At 57.7% G+C, this 13,406-nt stretch carries 18 protein-coding genes and 1 pseudogene; 12 read left to right on the top strand and 7 right to left on the bottom strand.

Features of this window, described 5'->3' with window-relative positions; genetic code table 11:
• Nucleotide 1: 1 nt before the first annotated feature.
• The 3 genes from MO767_RS07005 to MO767_RS07015 all read left to right on the top strand — a co-directional run bounded on the left by MO767_RS07005 (nt 2) and on the right by MO767_RS07015 (nt 1,693).
• Complete coding sequence (locus MO767_RS07005) at nt 2-262, top strand: bacteriocin immunity protein (RefSeq protein ID WP_282479940.1); 261 nt, start codon at nt 2-4, stop codon at nt 260-262.
• 167 nt (nt 263-429) lie between these two features.
• The gene (locus tag MO767_RS07010) at nt 430-696 is read left to right on the top strand and encodes a bacteriocin immunity protein (RefSeq protein ID WP_150658831.1); all 267 of its coding nucleotides are present in this window, start codon (nt 430-432) and stop codon (nt 694-696) included.
• A 229-nt stretch (nt 697-925) separates the two neighbouring features.
• A complete protein-coding gene (locus tag MO767_RS07015; protein ID WP_282479941.1) occupies nt 926-1,693 on the top strand; it encodes an N-acetylmuramoyl-L-alanine amidase in 768 nt (255 codons plus the stop codon).
• A gap of 78 nt (nt 1,694-1,771) precedes the next feature.
• Here MO767_RS07015 and MO767_RS07020 read toward each other — a convergent pair whose 3' ends face one another.
• The 5 genes and pseudogenes from MO767_RS07020 to MO767_RS07040 all read right to left on the bottom strand — a co-directional run bounded on the left by MO767_RS07020 (nt 1,772) and on the right by MO767_RS07040 (nt 5,475).
• Nucleotides 1,772-2,683 (bottom strand): SDR family oxidoreductase, encoded by a 912-nt coding sequence (locus tag MO767_RS07020; protein ID WP_282479942.1) that lies wholly within the window; start codon nt 2,681-2,683, stop codon nt 1,772-1,774.
• Nucleotides 2,684-2,795: 112 nt separating this feature from the next.
• Nucleotides 2,796-3,698: an alpha/beta hydrolase gene (locus MO767_RS07025; RefSeq protein ID WP_282479943.1), complete on the bottom strand. Its 903-nt coding sequence runs from the start codon at nt 3,696-3,698 to the stop codon at nt 2,796-2,798.
• On the bottom strand, nt 3,698-4,480 hold the full coding sequence (locus MO767_RS07030) for a class II aldolase/adducin family protein (protein WP_282479944.1): 783 nt from the start codon (nt 4,478-4,480) through the stop codon (nt 3,698-3,700). The genes MO767_RS07025 and MO767_RS07030 overlap by 1 nt, the downstream gene beginning before the upstream one ends.
• Before the next feature lie 147 nt (nt 4,481-4,627).
• Nucleotides 4,628-5,010, bottom strand: a pseudogene (locus MO767_RS07035) (LrgB family protein); the annotation flags it as partial.
• A 9-nt stretch (nt 5,011-5,019) separates the two neighbouring features.
• On the bottom strand, nt 5,020-5,475 hold the full coding sequence (locus MO767_RS07040) for a flavodoxin (RefSeq protein WP_282479945.1): 456 nt from the start codon (nt 5,473-5,475) through the stop codon (nt 5,020-5,022).
• Nucleotides 5,476-5,629: 154 nt separating this feature from the next.
• Between MO767_RS07040 and MO767_RS07045 the strand changes: the two genes are divergently transcribed.
• Together MO767_RS07045 and MO767_RS07050 are read left to right on the top strand one after the other, a co-directional pair.
• Entirely contained in the window at nt 5,630-6,106 is a 477-nt protein-coding gene (locus tag MO767_RS07045; protein ID WP_282479946.1) for a PAS domain-containing protein, read from the top strand.
• A 54-nt stretch (nt 6,107-6,160) separates the two neighbouring features.
• On the top strand, nt 6,161-6,766 hold the full coding sequence (locus tag MO767_RS07050; RefSeq protein ID WP_282479947.1) for a hypothetical protein: 606 nt from the start codon (nt 6,161-6,163) through the stop codon (nt 6,764-6,766).
• Between the two features lies 1 nt (nt 6,767).
• Here the strand turns inward: MO767_RS07050 and MO767_RS07055 are convergent, their stop codons facing one another.
• Nucleotides 6,768-7,727, bottom strand: coding sequence for a MerR family transcriptional regulator (locus tag MO767_RS07055; RefSeq protein ID WP_282479948.1), 960 nt, complete (start codon nt 7,725-7,727; stop codon nt 6,768-6,770).
• Nucleotides 7,728-7,938: 211 nt separating this feature from the next.
• On the opposite strand from MO767_RS07055, the gene MO767_RS07060 reads away from it, so the two are divergent.
• The 7 genes from MO767_RS07060 (at nt 7,939) to MO767_RS07090 (ending at nt 12,355) form a co-directional block, all read left to right on the top strand.
• Nucleotides 7,939-8,508 carry an antibiotic biosynthesis monooxygenase gene (locus tag MO767_RS07060; RefSeq protein ID WP_282479949.1) on the top strand — a complete coding sequence of 190 codons (570 nt, stop codon included), beginning with the start codon at nt 7,939-7,941 and terminating at the stop codon, nt 8,506-8,508.
• Nucleotides 8,509-8,580: 72 nt separating this feature from the next.
• A complete protein-coding gene (gene folM / locus MO767_RS07065) occupies nt 8,581-9,291 on the top strand; it encodes a dihydromonapterin reductase (RefSeq protein ID WP_282479950.1) in 711 nt (236 codons plus the stop codon).
• 22 nt (nt 9,292-9,313) lie between these two features.
• Nucleotides 9,314-9,889, top strand: a complete 576-nt coding sequence (gene folE / locus MO767_RS07070; protein ID WP_282479951.1) for a GTP cyclohydrolase I FolE — start codon at nt 9,314-9,316, stop codon at nt 9,887-9,889.
• Between the two features lie 2 nt (nt 9,890-9,891).
• The gene (gene folX, locus MO767_RS07075; RefSeq protein ID WP_129438421.1) at nt 9,892-10,263 is read left to right on the top strand and encodes a dihydroneopterin triphosphate 2'-epimerase; all 372 of its coding nucleotides are present in this window, start codon (nt 9,892-9,894) and stop codon (nt 10,261-10,263) included.
• Between the two features lie 67 nt (nt 10,264-10,330).
• Nucleotides 10,331-10,627 (top strand): DUF1244 domain-containing protein, encoded by a 297-nt coding sequence (locus MO767_RS07080; RefSeq protein WP_282479952.1) that lies wholly within the window; start codon nt 10,331-10,333, stop codon nt 10,625-10,627.
• Nucleotides 10,620-10,958 carry a HopJ type III effector protein gene (locus MO767_RS07085; protein ID WP_282479953.1) on the top strand — a complete coding sequence of 113 codons (339 nt, stop codon included), beginning with the start codon at nt 10,620-10,622 and terminating at the stop codon, nt 10,956-10,958. The genes MO767_RS07080 and MO767_RS07085 overlap by 8 nt, the downstream gene beginning before the upstream one ends.
• A 146-nt stretch (nt 10,959-11,104) precedes the next feature.
• Nucleotides 11,105-12,355, top strand: coding sequence for an aspartate aminotransferase family protein (locus tag MO767_RS07090; protein WP_282479954.1), 1,251 nt, complete (start codon nt 11,105-11,107; stop codon nt 12,353-12,355).
• A 66-nt stretch (nt 12,356-12,421) separates the two neighbouring features.
• On the opposite strand, the gene trxB is transcribed toward MO767_RS07090, so the two are convergent.
• Complete coding sequence (gene trxB / locus MO767_RS07095) at nt 12,422-13,378, bottom strand: thioredoxin-disulfide reductase (protein ID WP_282479955.1); 957 nt, start codon at nt 13,376-13,378, stop codon at nt 12,422-12,424.
• Nucleotides 13,379-13,406 lie beyond the last annotated feature (28 nt).

The following is a 13,406-nucleotide window of genomic DNA, read 5'->3' on the forward strand; positions in this document are numbered from 1 at the left end:
AATGAATCTTCGTAACACGCTGGAAGAATATACAGAAAACGAATACTTAGACCTCATCGAGTGTCTATTCGAGGGTACTTACTCATCCGAGGCCGAGCATGATGCCATTGTAGAAAACATAGTACTCACGTCCGAACACCCCGACGGAACAGGCATTTTATATGACCCAAGAGAGGGTGTTGAAGACAGCCCGGAAGGGGTATTAAACGCCATTAAAACCTGGCGAGCAGCTAACGGCAAACCAGGCTTCAAACCTCAATAACAAACCTATTGGGGCAAGAGCACGCTCTTGTCCCAACTGAGGCAATTTTAACAGCGCCATATCACGCCGACCAGTGAAAGCAGTTCGGGCTACGACATAGACAATCTTCGTACACTGACACCAAAGCAACACATCGAAGTCCACTCCAAAAAAGGAGAAATGTGAAAATGACACTTAAAGATAGATATGAAGATTACACAGAGTCCGAATACCTGAATATTATAAAACGTTTGTTCCAGGGGAGGTTCTCATCAGAGAAAGAGCACGATGCTTTTGTGGATAACATAGTAAGCACTTCAGAACATCCAAACGGCACCGATATCTTATATTATCCAGAGAAGGGTGTTAAAGACGGTCCTGCCGGTGTACTAAAGGCCATAAAACAATGGCGAGCAGCCAACGGCAAACCAGGTTTCAAACCCGAAGCACAGTAATTCAAACAAAGAAGCAAGCATTCGTGCTTGTTTCTTATACTGCCCATTCACAGCCAGCACTTAAGTGAACTCGAACGACACTGCCTACCACCTACACACTTCTCGGAAATCGACTACATCGTTCTGTAATAACACGAACCGCTTCAACGATTAAGGTTAATGACAAATCAGCCATTCATTTGTAATTGCGCGCTGACACTAACCTAATTCAATTGCGAGCAATCTCTTCATGAAACCCATTGACTACAACAAGTACCGCGCCACTAAAAGCTTCAACACCCGCGTACGTTTTCTGATCTTCCACTACACAGCCGGCAACTTCTCCAGTTCGGTCAATGCACTGACCGGCCCGAATGTCAGCGCCCACTATCTGGTTCCCGACATCACTGATCCGAGCTACTTGAAAGCAGGTTATACCGGGCAGGAAGTTTTCAATCTCGTCGACGAAACCAAGCGTGCTTGGCATGCGGGTGTCAGTACCTGGGGCAATCGAAGCAATCTGAACGACACGTCTATCGGCGTTGAGATCGTCAACCTTGCGACGTTTAGCCAAGGTGTTTTCAACTTTCCGCCGTATCAGCCAGAACAAATTGCCGCCGTTGAAGAGCTGGCGTTGAACATCCTTGAACGCTACCCGGACATCAGCCCGACCCTTGTTCTGGGACACTCTGATATTGCGGTCGGCCGCAAGAGTGACCCAGGGCCGAAATTCCCCTGGCATGCCCTTTACTTGAAAGGCGTCGGTGCCTGGTTCGACGATGCCACCCGAGACACCTACCTGCAGCAATACAACGAGACCGGCATTCCAGCCCGAGCCGAGTTGCTCAAATTGTTCAAGACTTATGGGTATGACGTGTCCCGTGCGTCAACTGACCAAGGCTTCACGCACCTTGTTCGAGCCTTTCAGTTGCACTTTCGCCCGGAAACCTACAACGGGATCATGGATGCGCAAACGGCAGCGAATCTGGCGGCATTGGTTCACAAGTATTTTCCTTGAAACCGCTGAAAACCAGACTTCAGTTCTGACTATCAAGAACCAGCAAGGTCAAAAAAACGGTGACCTTGCTGGTTTCCATTAAATCGAATACTTCTGCAAATTCGCCATCATTTCCTTCAGCGCTTCAAGGTTGTCCTGCGGATGCGCCGCGCCTTCGAAATCGCAGATCTGCTGCCAATGCGCCGCCACATCTTCGGGGGAGAAACCGACCCGCGGATCAAAACCGGCGCCGAGGCTTCGTTCCCAGCGCACCTTGCCCATCCAGCCGCCACCGACTTCAAACAGCCCGGAGGTTTCCTGGCAGTTCTCGCTGGCGAGGTACACCACCAGCGGGCTGATCAGTTCCGGTTTGAGTTGTTCGAAGACTTGCGGCGGGATCAGGCCTTCGGTCATGCGGGTGCCGCCGGTGGGGGCGATGGCGTTGACCAGGATGTTGTTCTTGCGACCTTCGATGGCCAGGGTGCGGGTCAGGCCGTAGAGGCCGAGTTTGGCCATGCCGTAGTTGGACTGGCCGAAGTTGCCGTAAATTCCCGAGGTCGAAGCGGTGAAGATGATGCGGCCGTAGTTTTGCTCGCGCAGGTGCGGCCAGGCGGCACGGGTGACTTTGTAGGCGCCTTCGACGTGGACGCGGTAAACCAGGTCCCAGTCGCCGTCTTCCATTTTATGGAAGGTTTTGTCCCGCAGGATCCCGGCGTTGTTGACCACTACATCGACACGGCCGAAGGTGTCCAAGGCGCTCTGAACGATTTTGTCGCCGTCGGTGACGGAGTCATGGTTGGCCTCGGCGATACCACCGGCCTCGCGAATTTCGGCGACTACCCGGTCGGCCGCCGAAGCGCTTGCGCCTTCGCCCTGAGCCGAGCCGCCGAGATCGTTGACCAGCACTTTGGCGCCCTGTTTGGCGAACAGCAGCGCGTGGGCCCGGCCCAGGCCGCCGCCTGCACCCGTGATGATCACAACTTTATCTTCGAAGCGCACAGACTCATTCATTGGGGGGACTCCAGCAGGCCAGGGGACAATGAGTCCGAGTGTCAGGCACGGCGATGCGGGTCACAATGAACTGGGGTGAGGCTGAATGGTGCGCAATAAGGCAGGGGGATAATCAGGAACAGGCGACCTTGCGCGGCGGTGAAACCAACTGATCGCGAAACTCCAGATAATGCTTGAGAACCAGCCCCGACGCCTCGGTTTGAGGGTAGTGGCCGATGCCGGGCAACAAGACCGTGTCCGGGTTCGGGATCAGTTCCCGATAACGCTCGACCATGTGCGCGCCGGAGATCGGATCGACCTCACCATCGATCAACCGCAACGGCACTTCACCACGCTGCATCGCGCTGACCCAACGCTCGCGTTGAGCACGCCGCTCGGGGATGTAGGCGATCAATTTGTGGATGATCCGTGGCCCATGATTGCTCTCGATCAGGCTCCAGAAATCATCCATCTCGCTCTCGCTGGGGCGGCTATTCGGACCGAAGATCTGCCGGAAACTCTTCACCAGACCGTCACGGGAAAAGGCTCGCCCGATCATCCAGCCCAAGGGGCTGAGCAGGAGTTTTTGCATCAGTATCGGGCGATGGGTTTCGGGAAACAGGCCGCCATTGAGGAACACGCAACTGGCGATATGGATGCTCGCTTCGTAATGCCGGGCCAACAGTTCCTGGGCCACGCTGTCGCCATAATCGTGGGCCAACAGGTGCACCGGCTGCTCGACCTTCACATGCGCCAGCAAAGCCTGTTGCAGATCGGCCTGCTCCAGCAGGCTGTATTCGTGGTCCACCGGTTTGGCGGAATCGCCAAAGCCGAGCATGTCGCAGGCAATCACCCGATAGCGCTGGGTCAGCGGCTGCCAGAGGAAATGCCAGTCCCAACTGGCGGTCGGGAAGCCATGAATGAGCAACAGTGGCTCACCCTGCCCGGCCGTCCAGTAACGGATGGTCTGGCCACGGAATACGAACGTCTGGCCGCGTTTGCGCCAGACACACAGGGGGATCTCGGCGAGTGTCATTAGCGTTTATAACCCCCGTCTTGTTTATCGAGTTTGCGCAGCAGCGCTGGCCAGGCCAGTGCGCCGCCCATCCCTTGAGCACTTTTGGTGACGCCGGCGATCATCGCCTTGGCGCCCGCCAGAATCTGCGGTTCGATGGCGATCAGCTCGGCGCCACCGTTCTGCGCCAGCACCTGGATATCGCAGGCGCGCTGGAAGGTAAACATCATCAGGAACGTGTCGGCGATGGTGCCGCCGCAGGTCAGCAGACCGTGGTTGTGCAGCATCAGGAAATTGTTTTCGCCGAGGTCTGCTTGCAGTCGCGCCTTCTCTTCATGGTTAAGCGCAACACCTTCGTAGGCGTGATAAGCCAGGCTGGACAGGACAAACAACGATTGTTGGCTGATCGGCAAAATGCCTTGTTTTTGCGCTGACACGGCGACACCGGCTGCGGTGTGAGTGTGCAGCACGCAGACGACATCGTGACGAACCTCGTGCACCGCGCTGTGGATGGTGTAGCCGGCCGGGTTGATCTCGTAAGGGCTGTCCATCAGTTTGTTGCCGGCCTGATCGACCTTGACCAGGCTCGAGGCGGTAATCTCGTGGAACATCAGCCCGAACGGGTTGATCAGAAAGTCTTCGGTACCGGGGACCTTGGCCGAGATGTGGGTAAAAATCAGGTCATCCCAGCCATGCAGGGCCACAAGACGATAGCAGGCGGCAAGATCGACGCGGGTCTGCCACTCGGCGGCGCTGACCTGGTCTTTGACACTGTGTGGCGATTGGACGGGGGCTACGTTCACGGCAAGGAACCTCTAATTTTTATTCTTGGGGTTTCTATTGTTTACCGGCGTTACAGCAGTCTAGTCACGCCCCGGGAATCGTGTAGTTGCATTGGCAGCCAGCTTGATGGCCTAGCGAGTCAGTACGCCAACGAACCTGGATCCATGTCAAAGTACTGCCGCCAACAATGGTGCGGCGAACAGATTCAGAAGCCCCGTCAGAACCATGACTAACCGGCACTGCGCAGGGGCAACCACTTGAGCAGAATGCCGCCGAACATCGCCACGAACACCCCGGTGAACATCACAAACACTGCGGTCAGTTCCGGTACGCCACCCATGTCATGGGCCAGCGGCATGGCAAAGGGCGTGGTGATTGAACGCGGCACCAACGACATCGTCACCGAACTGTCCAGCGCCAGCGCCTTGGCCAACCCGAACGGACTGCCGATGGACGCCGCGCTGCCCGCCAGCATCCCAAGCAACAACGCCGACCAATGCCGCATCAGCATCTGCCGTTGTTGCCAGATGGATACTGCAAAAGCGACGCTACCCCAACATCAGCTCCGCAGAGCACTGACCAGTTCCGCCAGCCAAGGCTCGGCGTCGGTTTCCGGCGTCACGCTTTCACTGGCGTCCAGGCGCAGCATGGGCAGGACTTCGCATAGGCCCAGTTCGCCGAACAATTCACGCATTTGCTCGCCACCGCCACAAAAGGTGTCGCCATAACTCGCATCGCCCAGACCAATCACGGCGCCCGGCAATCCACGCCAGGCAGCCGGCAACTGGTCGCGAATGGCGAAATACAACGGTTGCAGGTTGTCCGGCAACTCTCCCATGCCGGTGGTCGAGGTCACCGCCAGGAAAGCTTGGGGGCCAAAGGCCTGAACATCGGCGAGGCTCGCACGCGGGTTGTGCCAGGTTTCGAAACCCGCAGTTTTTAAAATATTTGCGGCGTGGCGGGCGACTTCTTCAGCCGTGCCGTACACCGAGCCGGAAAGGATGGCGACTTTCATCAATCTGATCCTGAAGCTGAGTAAAAAGACGGGGGATATTAACAGCCGTGGCAAAAAAGCTGCGATTGACTCTCAATTAACGCTGACGGCCAGTAGACAGTGCTCAGTGTTCTTCTAAAATGCAGCGCTCAATCAAATTGGAAAGGATTCCCCGATGATTAACGCCCAACTGCTGCAAATGGTGATCAACGCTTCCAACGACGGCATCGTGATTGCCGAAAAGGCAGGCGAGCAGGACAACATCCTGATTTACGTCAACCCGGCATTCGAACGCCTGACGGGTTACACCAGCGAAGAAATCCTCTATCAGGATTGCCGTTTTCTTCAGTCCGGTGACCGAGATCAGGAAGCTCTCCCGTTGATTCGCGAGGCATTGAGCAGTGGCGGTTCCTGCCGGGAAATCCTCAGAAATTACCGCAAGGATGGCACGCCGTTCTGGAACGAACTGTCCCTTTCAACAGTGAAAAACCCGGACGACGGACAGACTTATTTCGTCGGTGTGCAGAAAGACGTCACCCTTCAGGTCAAGGCACAGCAGCGAGTCATGCAGTTGGAGACGCAGTTGGCTGAGGTCCAGGCCGAGCTTGCCGCACTAAAAGCGACGAACGGCAAAAACAAAACGAAGAATTGATTGTCATTAACTACAATCACCAGTGACTTTGTAACTATTTCTGTCGAGCGGATCATGCAACGCGACGCACTCCTGACCCAGGATGAGCTGGATTTTATCCAGACCATGCAACATAACCCGCAACTCAATGTGCGGGATGCGACGTCGAGCCTGCTCGTCAACGGTGGTTCGCAGATCCGTGACCTGCTCACGCGCCTTGCCGCTCATGAACAAGTCACCATCCAGGCCAACTTCGAAAATCAACAAATGACTTTCCCGCTGCACCTGGTGGAAGACGAGTTTCACGCGATGCATTTACGCCTTGGCGTCCCCAGTATCTATGAGGACGGACCGATGGTCCGGCCATGGCGCCTGGTACTCGAAGAACCGGTAGCGCTGGAAAATGCCAGTGGCCAACCCGGTACGATGTGGGTGCACGAAGTGTCGTTCAAAGGGGTCTTGCTTGAAGTTCGCAACAAGACCAAACCGCCAAAACATTTCGCCTTGTGGTTCAGCCCGTCAGGCTATGAGCGCATCGCGTTGCGCGGCACCTTCGAGAAAGAAACCGAGAACGGCTTCTTTGCCTATCAGTTGAATCAGGGTGACAAGGACGAAACCGAGCGTCTGCGCCAGTACATCCTTCAACAGCATCGGCTGACGCATCCGGCCATGCATCTCTGATTCAAGTGTCCGGGTTGCCTGTCAGGAGATGTTTCAAACGCTGACGCATGACCAATCCTTCGTTACCCAGACATCCAATCGACGATCCAGCCAGGCTTTCCTGCACCAGAACGGACGCATTCCCCGCCAGCATCAACTGACAATCCAGGCTCAAGGCCAGTCGATTCAATCGCCGTGGCAACTCGGGCGCAGGCGCGTGATTGGAAACCAGCACCAGCGCCTGGGGTTTGACTCTTTCGCAGACCAGGGTCAATTCATCGAATGGCTGACCGACAGCCAACACTTGGATAGCCGAATCGACACTGCTCAGAAACAGCGCAGTTACCAGCACTTCGAGTTCACGACACTGATCGTTGAGGGCGCAGACAATCACCCGTCGCGGCTGCAGGACACGCACCAGCAGCAGGCGTTGCAACACTCGAGAACGCAGAAAAACATCCAGGAAAAACCACTCGCTGGCCTGGCCGAATGCTTCATGGCGCTGCAGTAATTGCTTCCAGAGTGGAAGCAGAATGTCCTGAAACACGACAGTCAGGGGATAACTGGAAAAGATCAGTCCATAGGCCTGTTCCAGTTGAACCTCGTCAAAGGCATTCACCGCCGCCTGAACCTGTTGCTGCCATTGCGTGTGGTCAGCGTGTACGAACTCATTCGGGATGATGTGCGACAGGACCTGAAGCGGTGCAATCCTGGCCAGGATCTTGCCGACTTTACTGACAGCAACGCCGCGTTCAATCCAGCCAAGGATGCTGCGGACTCGATCGATATCGGTCATCGAATACAGTCGGTGCCCACTTTCCGTGCGCCTGGGCTGTATCAGCCCATAGCGGCGTTCCCATGCACGTAGCGTGACCGGGTTGACCCCGGTCAAGCGCGCCACTTCGCGAATCGGAAACAGTTCTTCCTGCTCGAGAGGAAGACTGTGCGGCAACCGAGGGGCAACGTCAGTCAGGACAGGCATTTTATAGGTCTACTTCCATGTATAAATTGGATCCCATTCTACCTCTCCAGCCCCCATACCCTTCAAGACGTTGGTGGTGGTGAATATCACTGACGTACCCGGCAGAATCAGGAATAATCCTTGCTTGTTCCAAGACGCAGCCCACCACCCCGGCGCTGCGCCTGGCGAAACTCCTATCCGGAGCGACGCGATTGTCATACGGAGATACAAAATGTCTACTTCACCCGTCACGCTGATGGTTGCGCGCCGCGTCGCCGATGGGCGTTATCAAGACCTGATCGCCTGGTTGCGCGAAGGCGAACAACTGGCCACCGATTTTCCCGGCTACCTCGGTTCTGGCGTGCTCGCTCCGCCGCCCGACGATGACGAATTCCAGATTATTTTCCGCTTTGCCGACGAGCAGACGCTGCACGCCTGGGAGCATTCCGCCTCGCGCACCGCATGGCTGGCACGCGGCAGTGACTTGTTTGCCCATCCAACGGAACATCGTGTCAGCGGCATCGAAGGCTGGTTCGGCGCGGCCGGCCAGCGCCCACCACGCTGGAAACAGGCCGTGGCGATCTGGCTGGCGTTTTTTCCTGTTTCCCTGCTGTTCAACTTTGTCCTCGGGCCGTTGCTGAGCGACATGGGTCTGCTGAGCAGGGTGTTCATCAGCACCTTGTGCCTGACCCCGCTGATGGTCTACTTCTTCATTCCGCTGTCGACCCGCCTGCTGGCCAGCTGGCTTAACACCACGCCGCAACGGACGCTGCCCGCCGAGCCTTCAACGCAGAATCTCTAGGCCTGACACCACAATAGGTGTACGCCTCTCGTCGCTGGTATAGTTTTGCTCTTACCGCGACGCGAGCCATTCATGACCTCTTTCGTAGCCCCGATCCTCATCACCGGTGCCGGCCAACGTGTTGGCCTGCACTGTGCGCAGCGTTTGCTCGAGGATGGCCAGCCGGTGATCTTCAGCTACCGCAGCGAACGCCCCGGCGTGCAAGTTCTGCGCGACCTGGGGGCGACCGCGGTGTTTGCCGACTTCTCCACTGAAGCCGGGATCTTCGCCTTCATCAGCGAACTGAAAAACCACACCGACAGCCTGCGGGCGATTGTCCATAACGCCTCCGAATGGCTGGCCGAAACCCCGGACACCGACGCCGCAGCCTTCACCCGCATGTTCAACGTCCACATGCTGGCGCCCTACCTGATCAATCTTCATTGTGCCGACTTGCTGCAACGCTCAAATCCCGCCGACATCGTGCACATCAGCGACGACGTGACCCGCAAGGGCAGCAGCAAGCACATTGGCTACTGCGCCAGCAAAGCCGGGCTCGACAGCCTCACCCTGTCCTTCGCCGCGAAATACGCGCCGACAATCAAGGTCAACGGTATCGCGCCAGCCCTGCTAATGTTCAACCCCGACGACGACGCGGCGTACCGCGCCAAGGCACTGGCCAAGTCCGCACTGGGTATCGAACCCGGCTGCGAAGTGATCTACCAGAGCCTGCGTTATTTACTCGAAAACCCTTATGTCACCGGCACGACCCTGACCGTCAACGGCGGACGGCACATCAAATAAGCGGCCCCCGCGAGGATGTTCCATGACGTTATCCCTGCCCCAGAACACCCTGTCCCAGAGCTATCGCGAGATCCTCATCGGCCTTGGTGAAAACCCCGACCGCGAGGGCCTGCAAGACACCCCGGCTCGCGCGGCAAAAGCCATGCAGTACCTCTGCCATGGTTATGAGCAAAGTGTCGAAGAGATCGTCAACGGCGCGCTGTTCGCTTCCGACAACGATGAAATGATCATCGTCGACAACATCGAGCTGTACTCGCTCTGCGAACATCACATGCTGCCCTTCATTGGCAAGGCGCATGTGGCTTATATTCCAACGGGCAAGGTGCTGGGCCTGTCGAAGATTGCACGACTGGTGGACATGTTCGCCCGTCGCCTGCAAATCCAGGAAAACCTCACCCGGCAAATCGCCGACGCGGTGCAGCAAGTGACCGGTGCGGCGGGCGTCGCGGTGGTCATCGAAGCCAAGCACATGTGCATGATGATGCGCGGCGTCGAGAAACAGAATTCGACCATGAACACCTCGGTGATGCTCGGCGCCTTCCGCGAGTCGAGCAACACCCGCCAGGAGTTCCTGCAATTGATTGGACGGAGCAAGTAGCAATGCCACAACTTCAACCAGGAACGGCACGCATCCGGGTCAAGGACCTGTGCCTGCGGACCTTCATCGGGATCAACGAGGATGAAATCCTCAACAAGCAGGATGTACTGATCAACCTGACCATCCTGTATGCCGCTCAAGAAGCGGTGCGTGACAACGACATCGATCACGCGCTGAATTACCGCACCATCACCAAGGCGATCATCGCCCACGTGGAAGGCAATCGCTTCGCCCTGCTCGAACGCCTGACCCAGGAGATCCTCGATCTGGTCATGGCCAACGAGTCGGTGCTGTACGCCGAGGTCGAAGTCGACAAGCCCCACGCCCTGCGATTCGCCGAGTCGGTATCCATTACGCTTGCAGCGAGCCGCTGACCGCGTCTGGCGCATTGCTCGTCAGACTTTTATCATCCGCGCACGATTTGATTGCACAGAGCCCGCCATGACCGATCAACAACGCCTGGAACTCGAAGCCGCCGCCTTTCGCCGGCTGGTCGCCCACCTGGACAGCCGCAAGGATGTGCAGAACATCGACCTGATGAACCTCTCCGGTTTCTGCCGTAACTGCTTATCCAAGTGGTACAAGGCCGCTGCCGATGAACGCCAGATCGAGGTCAGCCTCGATGACGCCCGCGAAGTGGTTTACGGCATGCCGTACGCTGAGTGGAAAGCCCAATACCAGCAAGAAGCCAACGCCGAACAACAATCGGCGTTCGCCAAAGGAAAACCCAATGAGTGATTTGAACACCCTGCGCGCCAGCCTCAAGAGCGGCGAACACGTTTTTGCCGACACCCTGGCCTTCATCGCCGCCGGCTACGACTATCAGCCTCAGGCTTTCAACAACGGCGGCGTGGATAACGCAGCCGGGCAGAACGAAGGCTCGTGCAAGACCCTGGGTCTGGCGCTGCTGGAAGGCTTGAGCGATGAAGAAGCGCTGTTGGCGTTCGGCGAACATTACCGTTCGGTGGTGGCGACGCCTGAGGGCAGCGATCACGGCAATATCCGCGCGCTGATTGCTCATGGCCTGGCCGGTGTGAAGTTCACTCAACAGCCGCTGACTCGCCGCTGACTCGCCGCTGATTCAACACCTGCGCCAACACCCGTAAATCACATCCCGACTTTTAAGATTGACCCGGCAACTTTATTTCGTTTGCCGGGCACCGCTGCTCACGGCTTAGATAAAAAGAAGCATCCCTTCTTCTGAGTCAGGTATCCATGAGCAGCGAAACCATCAGCCAGTCGATCAACATCGTTCATCCCGTCACGCTCAGCCACGGCAAAAATGCCGAAGTCTGGGACACCGATGGCAAACGCTACATCGACTTCGTCGGCGGCATCGGCGTACTGAACCTCGGCCATTGCCATCCGCGCGTCGTCGAGGCCATTCGCGAACAAGCAACCCGGCTGACCCACTACGCGTTCAACGCCGCTCCGCATGCGCCCTACATCGAACTGATGGATCGTCTCACCGCGTTTATTCCGGTGGACTACCCGGTCAGCGGCATGCTCACCAACAGCGGCGCAGAAGCGGCGGAAAACGCCCTGAAGATCGTGCGTGGCGCCACCGGTCGCACGGCCGTCATCGCCTTTGACGGCGCCTTCCATGGCCGCACCCTCGCCACGCTCAACCTCAACGGCAAAGTTGCGCCCTACAAACAGAAAGTCGGCGTGCTGCCGGGTCCGGTTTTTCACCTGCCCTTCCCGAGCAAGGACAACGGCGTGACCTGCGCCGAGGCCCTGAAGGCCATGGACCGGCTGTTCAGCGTCGAGATCGACGTCGATGACGTCGCCTGTTTTATCGTCGAACCGGTGCAGGGTGAATCGGGCTTCCTGACGCTGGACGTGGAGTTTGCCCAAGCGCTACGTCGCTTTTGTGATGAAAAAAACATCCTGCTGATCGCTGATGAAATCCAGTCCGGCTTCGGTCGCACCGGCCAGCGTTTTGCATTTTCGCGACTGGGCATTGAGCCGGACCTGATCCTGCTGGGCAAAAGCATCGCCGGCGGTGTGCCGCTGGGTGCGGTGGTCGGGCGCAAGTCACTGCTCGACACCTTGCCCAAGGGCGGACTGGGCGGCACCTATTCGGGCAACCCGATTGCCTGCGCCGCGGCACTGGCGACCCTGGACGAAATGACCGATGCAAACCTGCATGCCTGGGGCTCGCAACAGGAAGAAGCCATCGTCAGCCGCTACGAGGCCTGGCGCGCGAACAAGCTTTGCGCGTTTCTGGGCCGCTTGACCGGCGTCGGTGCGATGCGCGGCATCGAGCTGACCAATGCCGACGGCACACCGGCCTCGGCGCAGTTGACGCAGCTGCTGGCGCTTGCGCGAGACGCGGGCTTGCTGCTGATGCCCAGCGGTAAATCGCGACACATCATTCGGCTTCTGGCGCCGTTGACCACCGAGGCGGCTGTGCTGGAGGAAGGGCTGGATATCCTCGAGGCGTGCTTCGCAAAGCTGTCCTGACAATTTGAATCTGCGCGCACAAAAAAACCGGCCGAGGCCGGTTTTTTAGTTTCTACAGAATCAGAATCAAGCGTTCTGCAGATCGTCGAGGTAGCGCTCGGCGTCCAGTGCCGCCATGCAACCGGCGCCGGCCGAGGTGATAGCCTGACGGTAAACGTGGTCAGCCACGTCACCGGCAGCAAAGATACCTTCGAGACTGGTGGCAGTGGCATTGCCGTCACGGCCGCCCTGCACAATCAGGTAGCCGTCTTTCAACGTCAGCTGACCTTCGAACAGCGACGTGTTCGGGGTGTGGCCGATGGCGATGAACACGCCGTCAACTGTCAGCTCGTCGAAGCTGCCGTCGTTGTTCTTCAGGCGGGCACCGGTCACGCCCATGTTGTCGCCCAGAACTTCATCCAGGGTCGAATTCAGCTTCAGGACGATCTTGCCTTCGGCAACCCGGGCATTCAGCTTGTCGATCAGGATCTTCTCGGCGCGGAAGGTTTCGCGACGGTGGATGAGGGTGACCTTGCTGGCGATGTTGGCCAGGTACAGCGCCTCTTCAACGGCGGTGTTACCGCCACCGACCACGGCCACTGGCTTGTTGCGGTAGAAGAAACCGTCGCAGGTCGCGCAGGCCGAAACGCCTTTGCCCATGAACGCTTCTTCCGACGGCAGGCCCAGGTAACGAGCGCTGGCGCCGGTGGCGATGATCAGCGCGTCGCAGGTGTAGGTCGCGCTGTCGCCGGTCAGGGTGTACGGCTTGGCAGCGAAGTCCACGGCATTGATGTGATCGAAGACGATCTCGGTTTCAAAGCGCTCGGCGTGCTCTTTCATGCGTTCCATCAGCGCCGGGCCGGTCAGGCCGTGGACGTCGCCAGGCCAGTTGTCGACTTCGGTGGTGGTGGTCAGTTGACCGCCGGCTTGCATGCCGGTGATCAGCAGTGGCTTGAGGTTGGCACGGGCGGCATAGACCGCGGCGCTGTAACCGGCAGGGCCGGAACCGAGAATAATCACTCGCGAATGACGGACTTCAGACATGACCTGCTCCTGTTGACCGGCCCGAAAT

The sequence above is a fragment of the Pseudomonas sp. UYIF39 genome, assembly GCF_029963765.1.
Classification (GTDB): domain Bacteria; phylum Pseudomonadota; class Gammaproteobacteria; order Pseudomonadales; family Pseudomonadaceae; genus Aquipseudomonas.

Coding starts and splice junctions, on each gene's coding strand:
- folE (WP_282479951.1), top strand. CDS start 9,314: ATGACGTTATCCCTGCCCCAGAACACCCTGTCCCAGAGCTATCGCGAG.
- MO767_RS07060 (WP_282479949.1), top strand. CDS start 7,939: ATGTCTACTTCACCCGTCACGCTGATGGTTGCGCGCCGCGTCGCCGAT.
- MO767_RS07020 (WP_282479942.1), bottom strand. CDS start 2,683: ATGAATGAGTCTGTGCGCTTCGAAGATAAAGTTGTGATCATCACGGGT.
- MO767_RS07050 (WP_282479947.1), top strand. CDS start 6,161: ATGCAACGCGACGCACTCCTGACCCAGGATGAGCTGGATTTTATCCAG.
- folX (WP_129438421.1), top strand. CDS start 9,892: ATGCCACAACTTCAACCAGGAACGGCACGCATCCGGGTCAAGGACCTG.
- MO767_RS07055 (WP_282479948.1), bottom strand. CDS start 7,727: ATGCCTGTCCTGACTGACGTTGCCCCTCGGTTGCCGCACAGTCTTCCT.
- MO767_RS07010 (WP_150658831.1), top strand. CDS start 430: ATGACACTTAAAGATAGATATGAAGATTACACAGAGTCCGAATACCTG.
- MO767_RS07040 (WP_282479945.1), bottom strand. CDS start 5,475: ATGAAAGTCGCCATCCTTTCCGGCTCGGTGTACGGCACGGCTGAAGAA.
- MO767_RS07045 (WP_282479946.1), top strand. CDS start 5,630: ATGATTAACGCCCAACTGCTGCAAATGGTGATCAACGCTTCCAACGAC.
- MO767_RS07025 (WP_282479943.1), bottom strand. CDS start 3,698: ATGACACTCGCCGAGATCCCCCTGTGTGTCTGGCGCAAACGCGGCCAG.
- folM (WP_282479950.1), top strand. CDS start 8,581: ATGACCTCTTTCGTAGCCCCGATCCTCATCACCGGTGCCGGCCAACGT.
- trxB (WP_282479955.1), bottom strand. CDS start 13,378: ATGTCTGAAGTCCGTCATTCGCGAGTGATTATTCTCGGTTCCGGCCCT.
- MO767_RS07015 (WP_282479941.1), top strand. CDS start 926: ATGAAACCCATTGACTACAACAAGTACCGCGCCACTAAAAGCTTCAAC.
- MO767_RS07090 (WP_282479954.1), top strand. CDS start 11,105: ATGAGCAGCGAAACCATCAGCCAGTCGATCAACATCGTTCATCCCGTC.
- MO767_RS07005 (WP_282479940.1), top strand. CDS start 2: ATGAATCTTCGTAACACGCTGGAAGAATATACAGAAAACGAATACTTA.
- MO767_RS07085 (WP_282479953.1), top strand. CDS start 10,620: ATGAGTGATTTGAACACCCTGCGCGCCAGCCTCAAGAGCGGCGAACAC.
- MO767_RS07080 (WP_282479952.1), top strand. CDS start 10,331: ATGACCGATCAACAACGCCTGGAACTCGAAGCCGCCGCCTTTCGCCGG.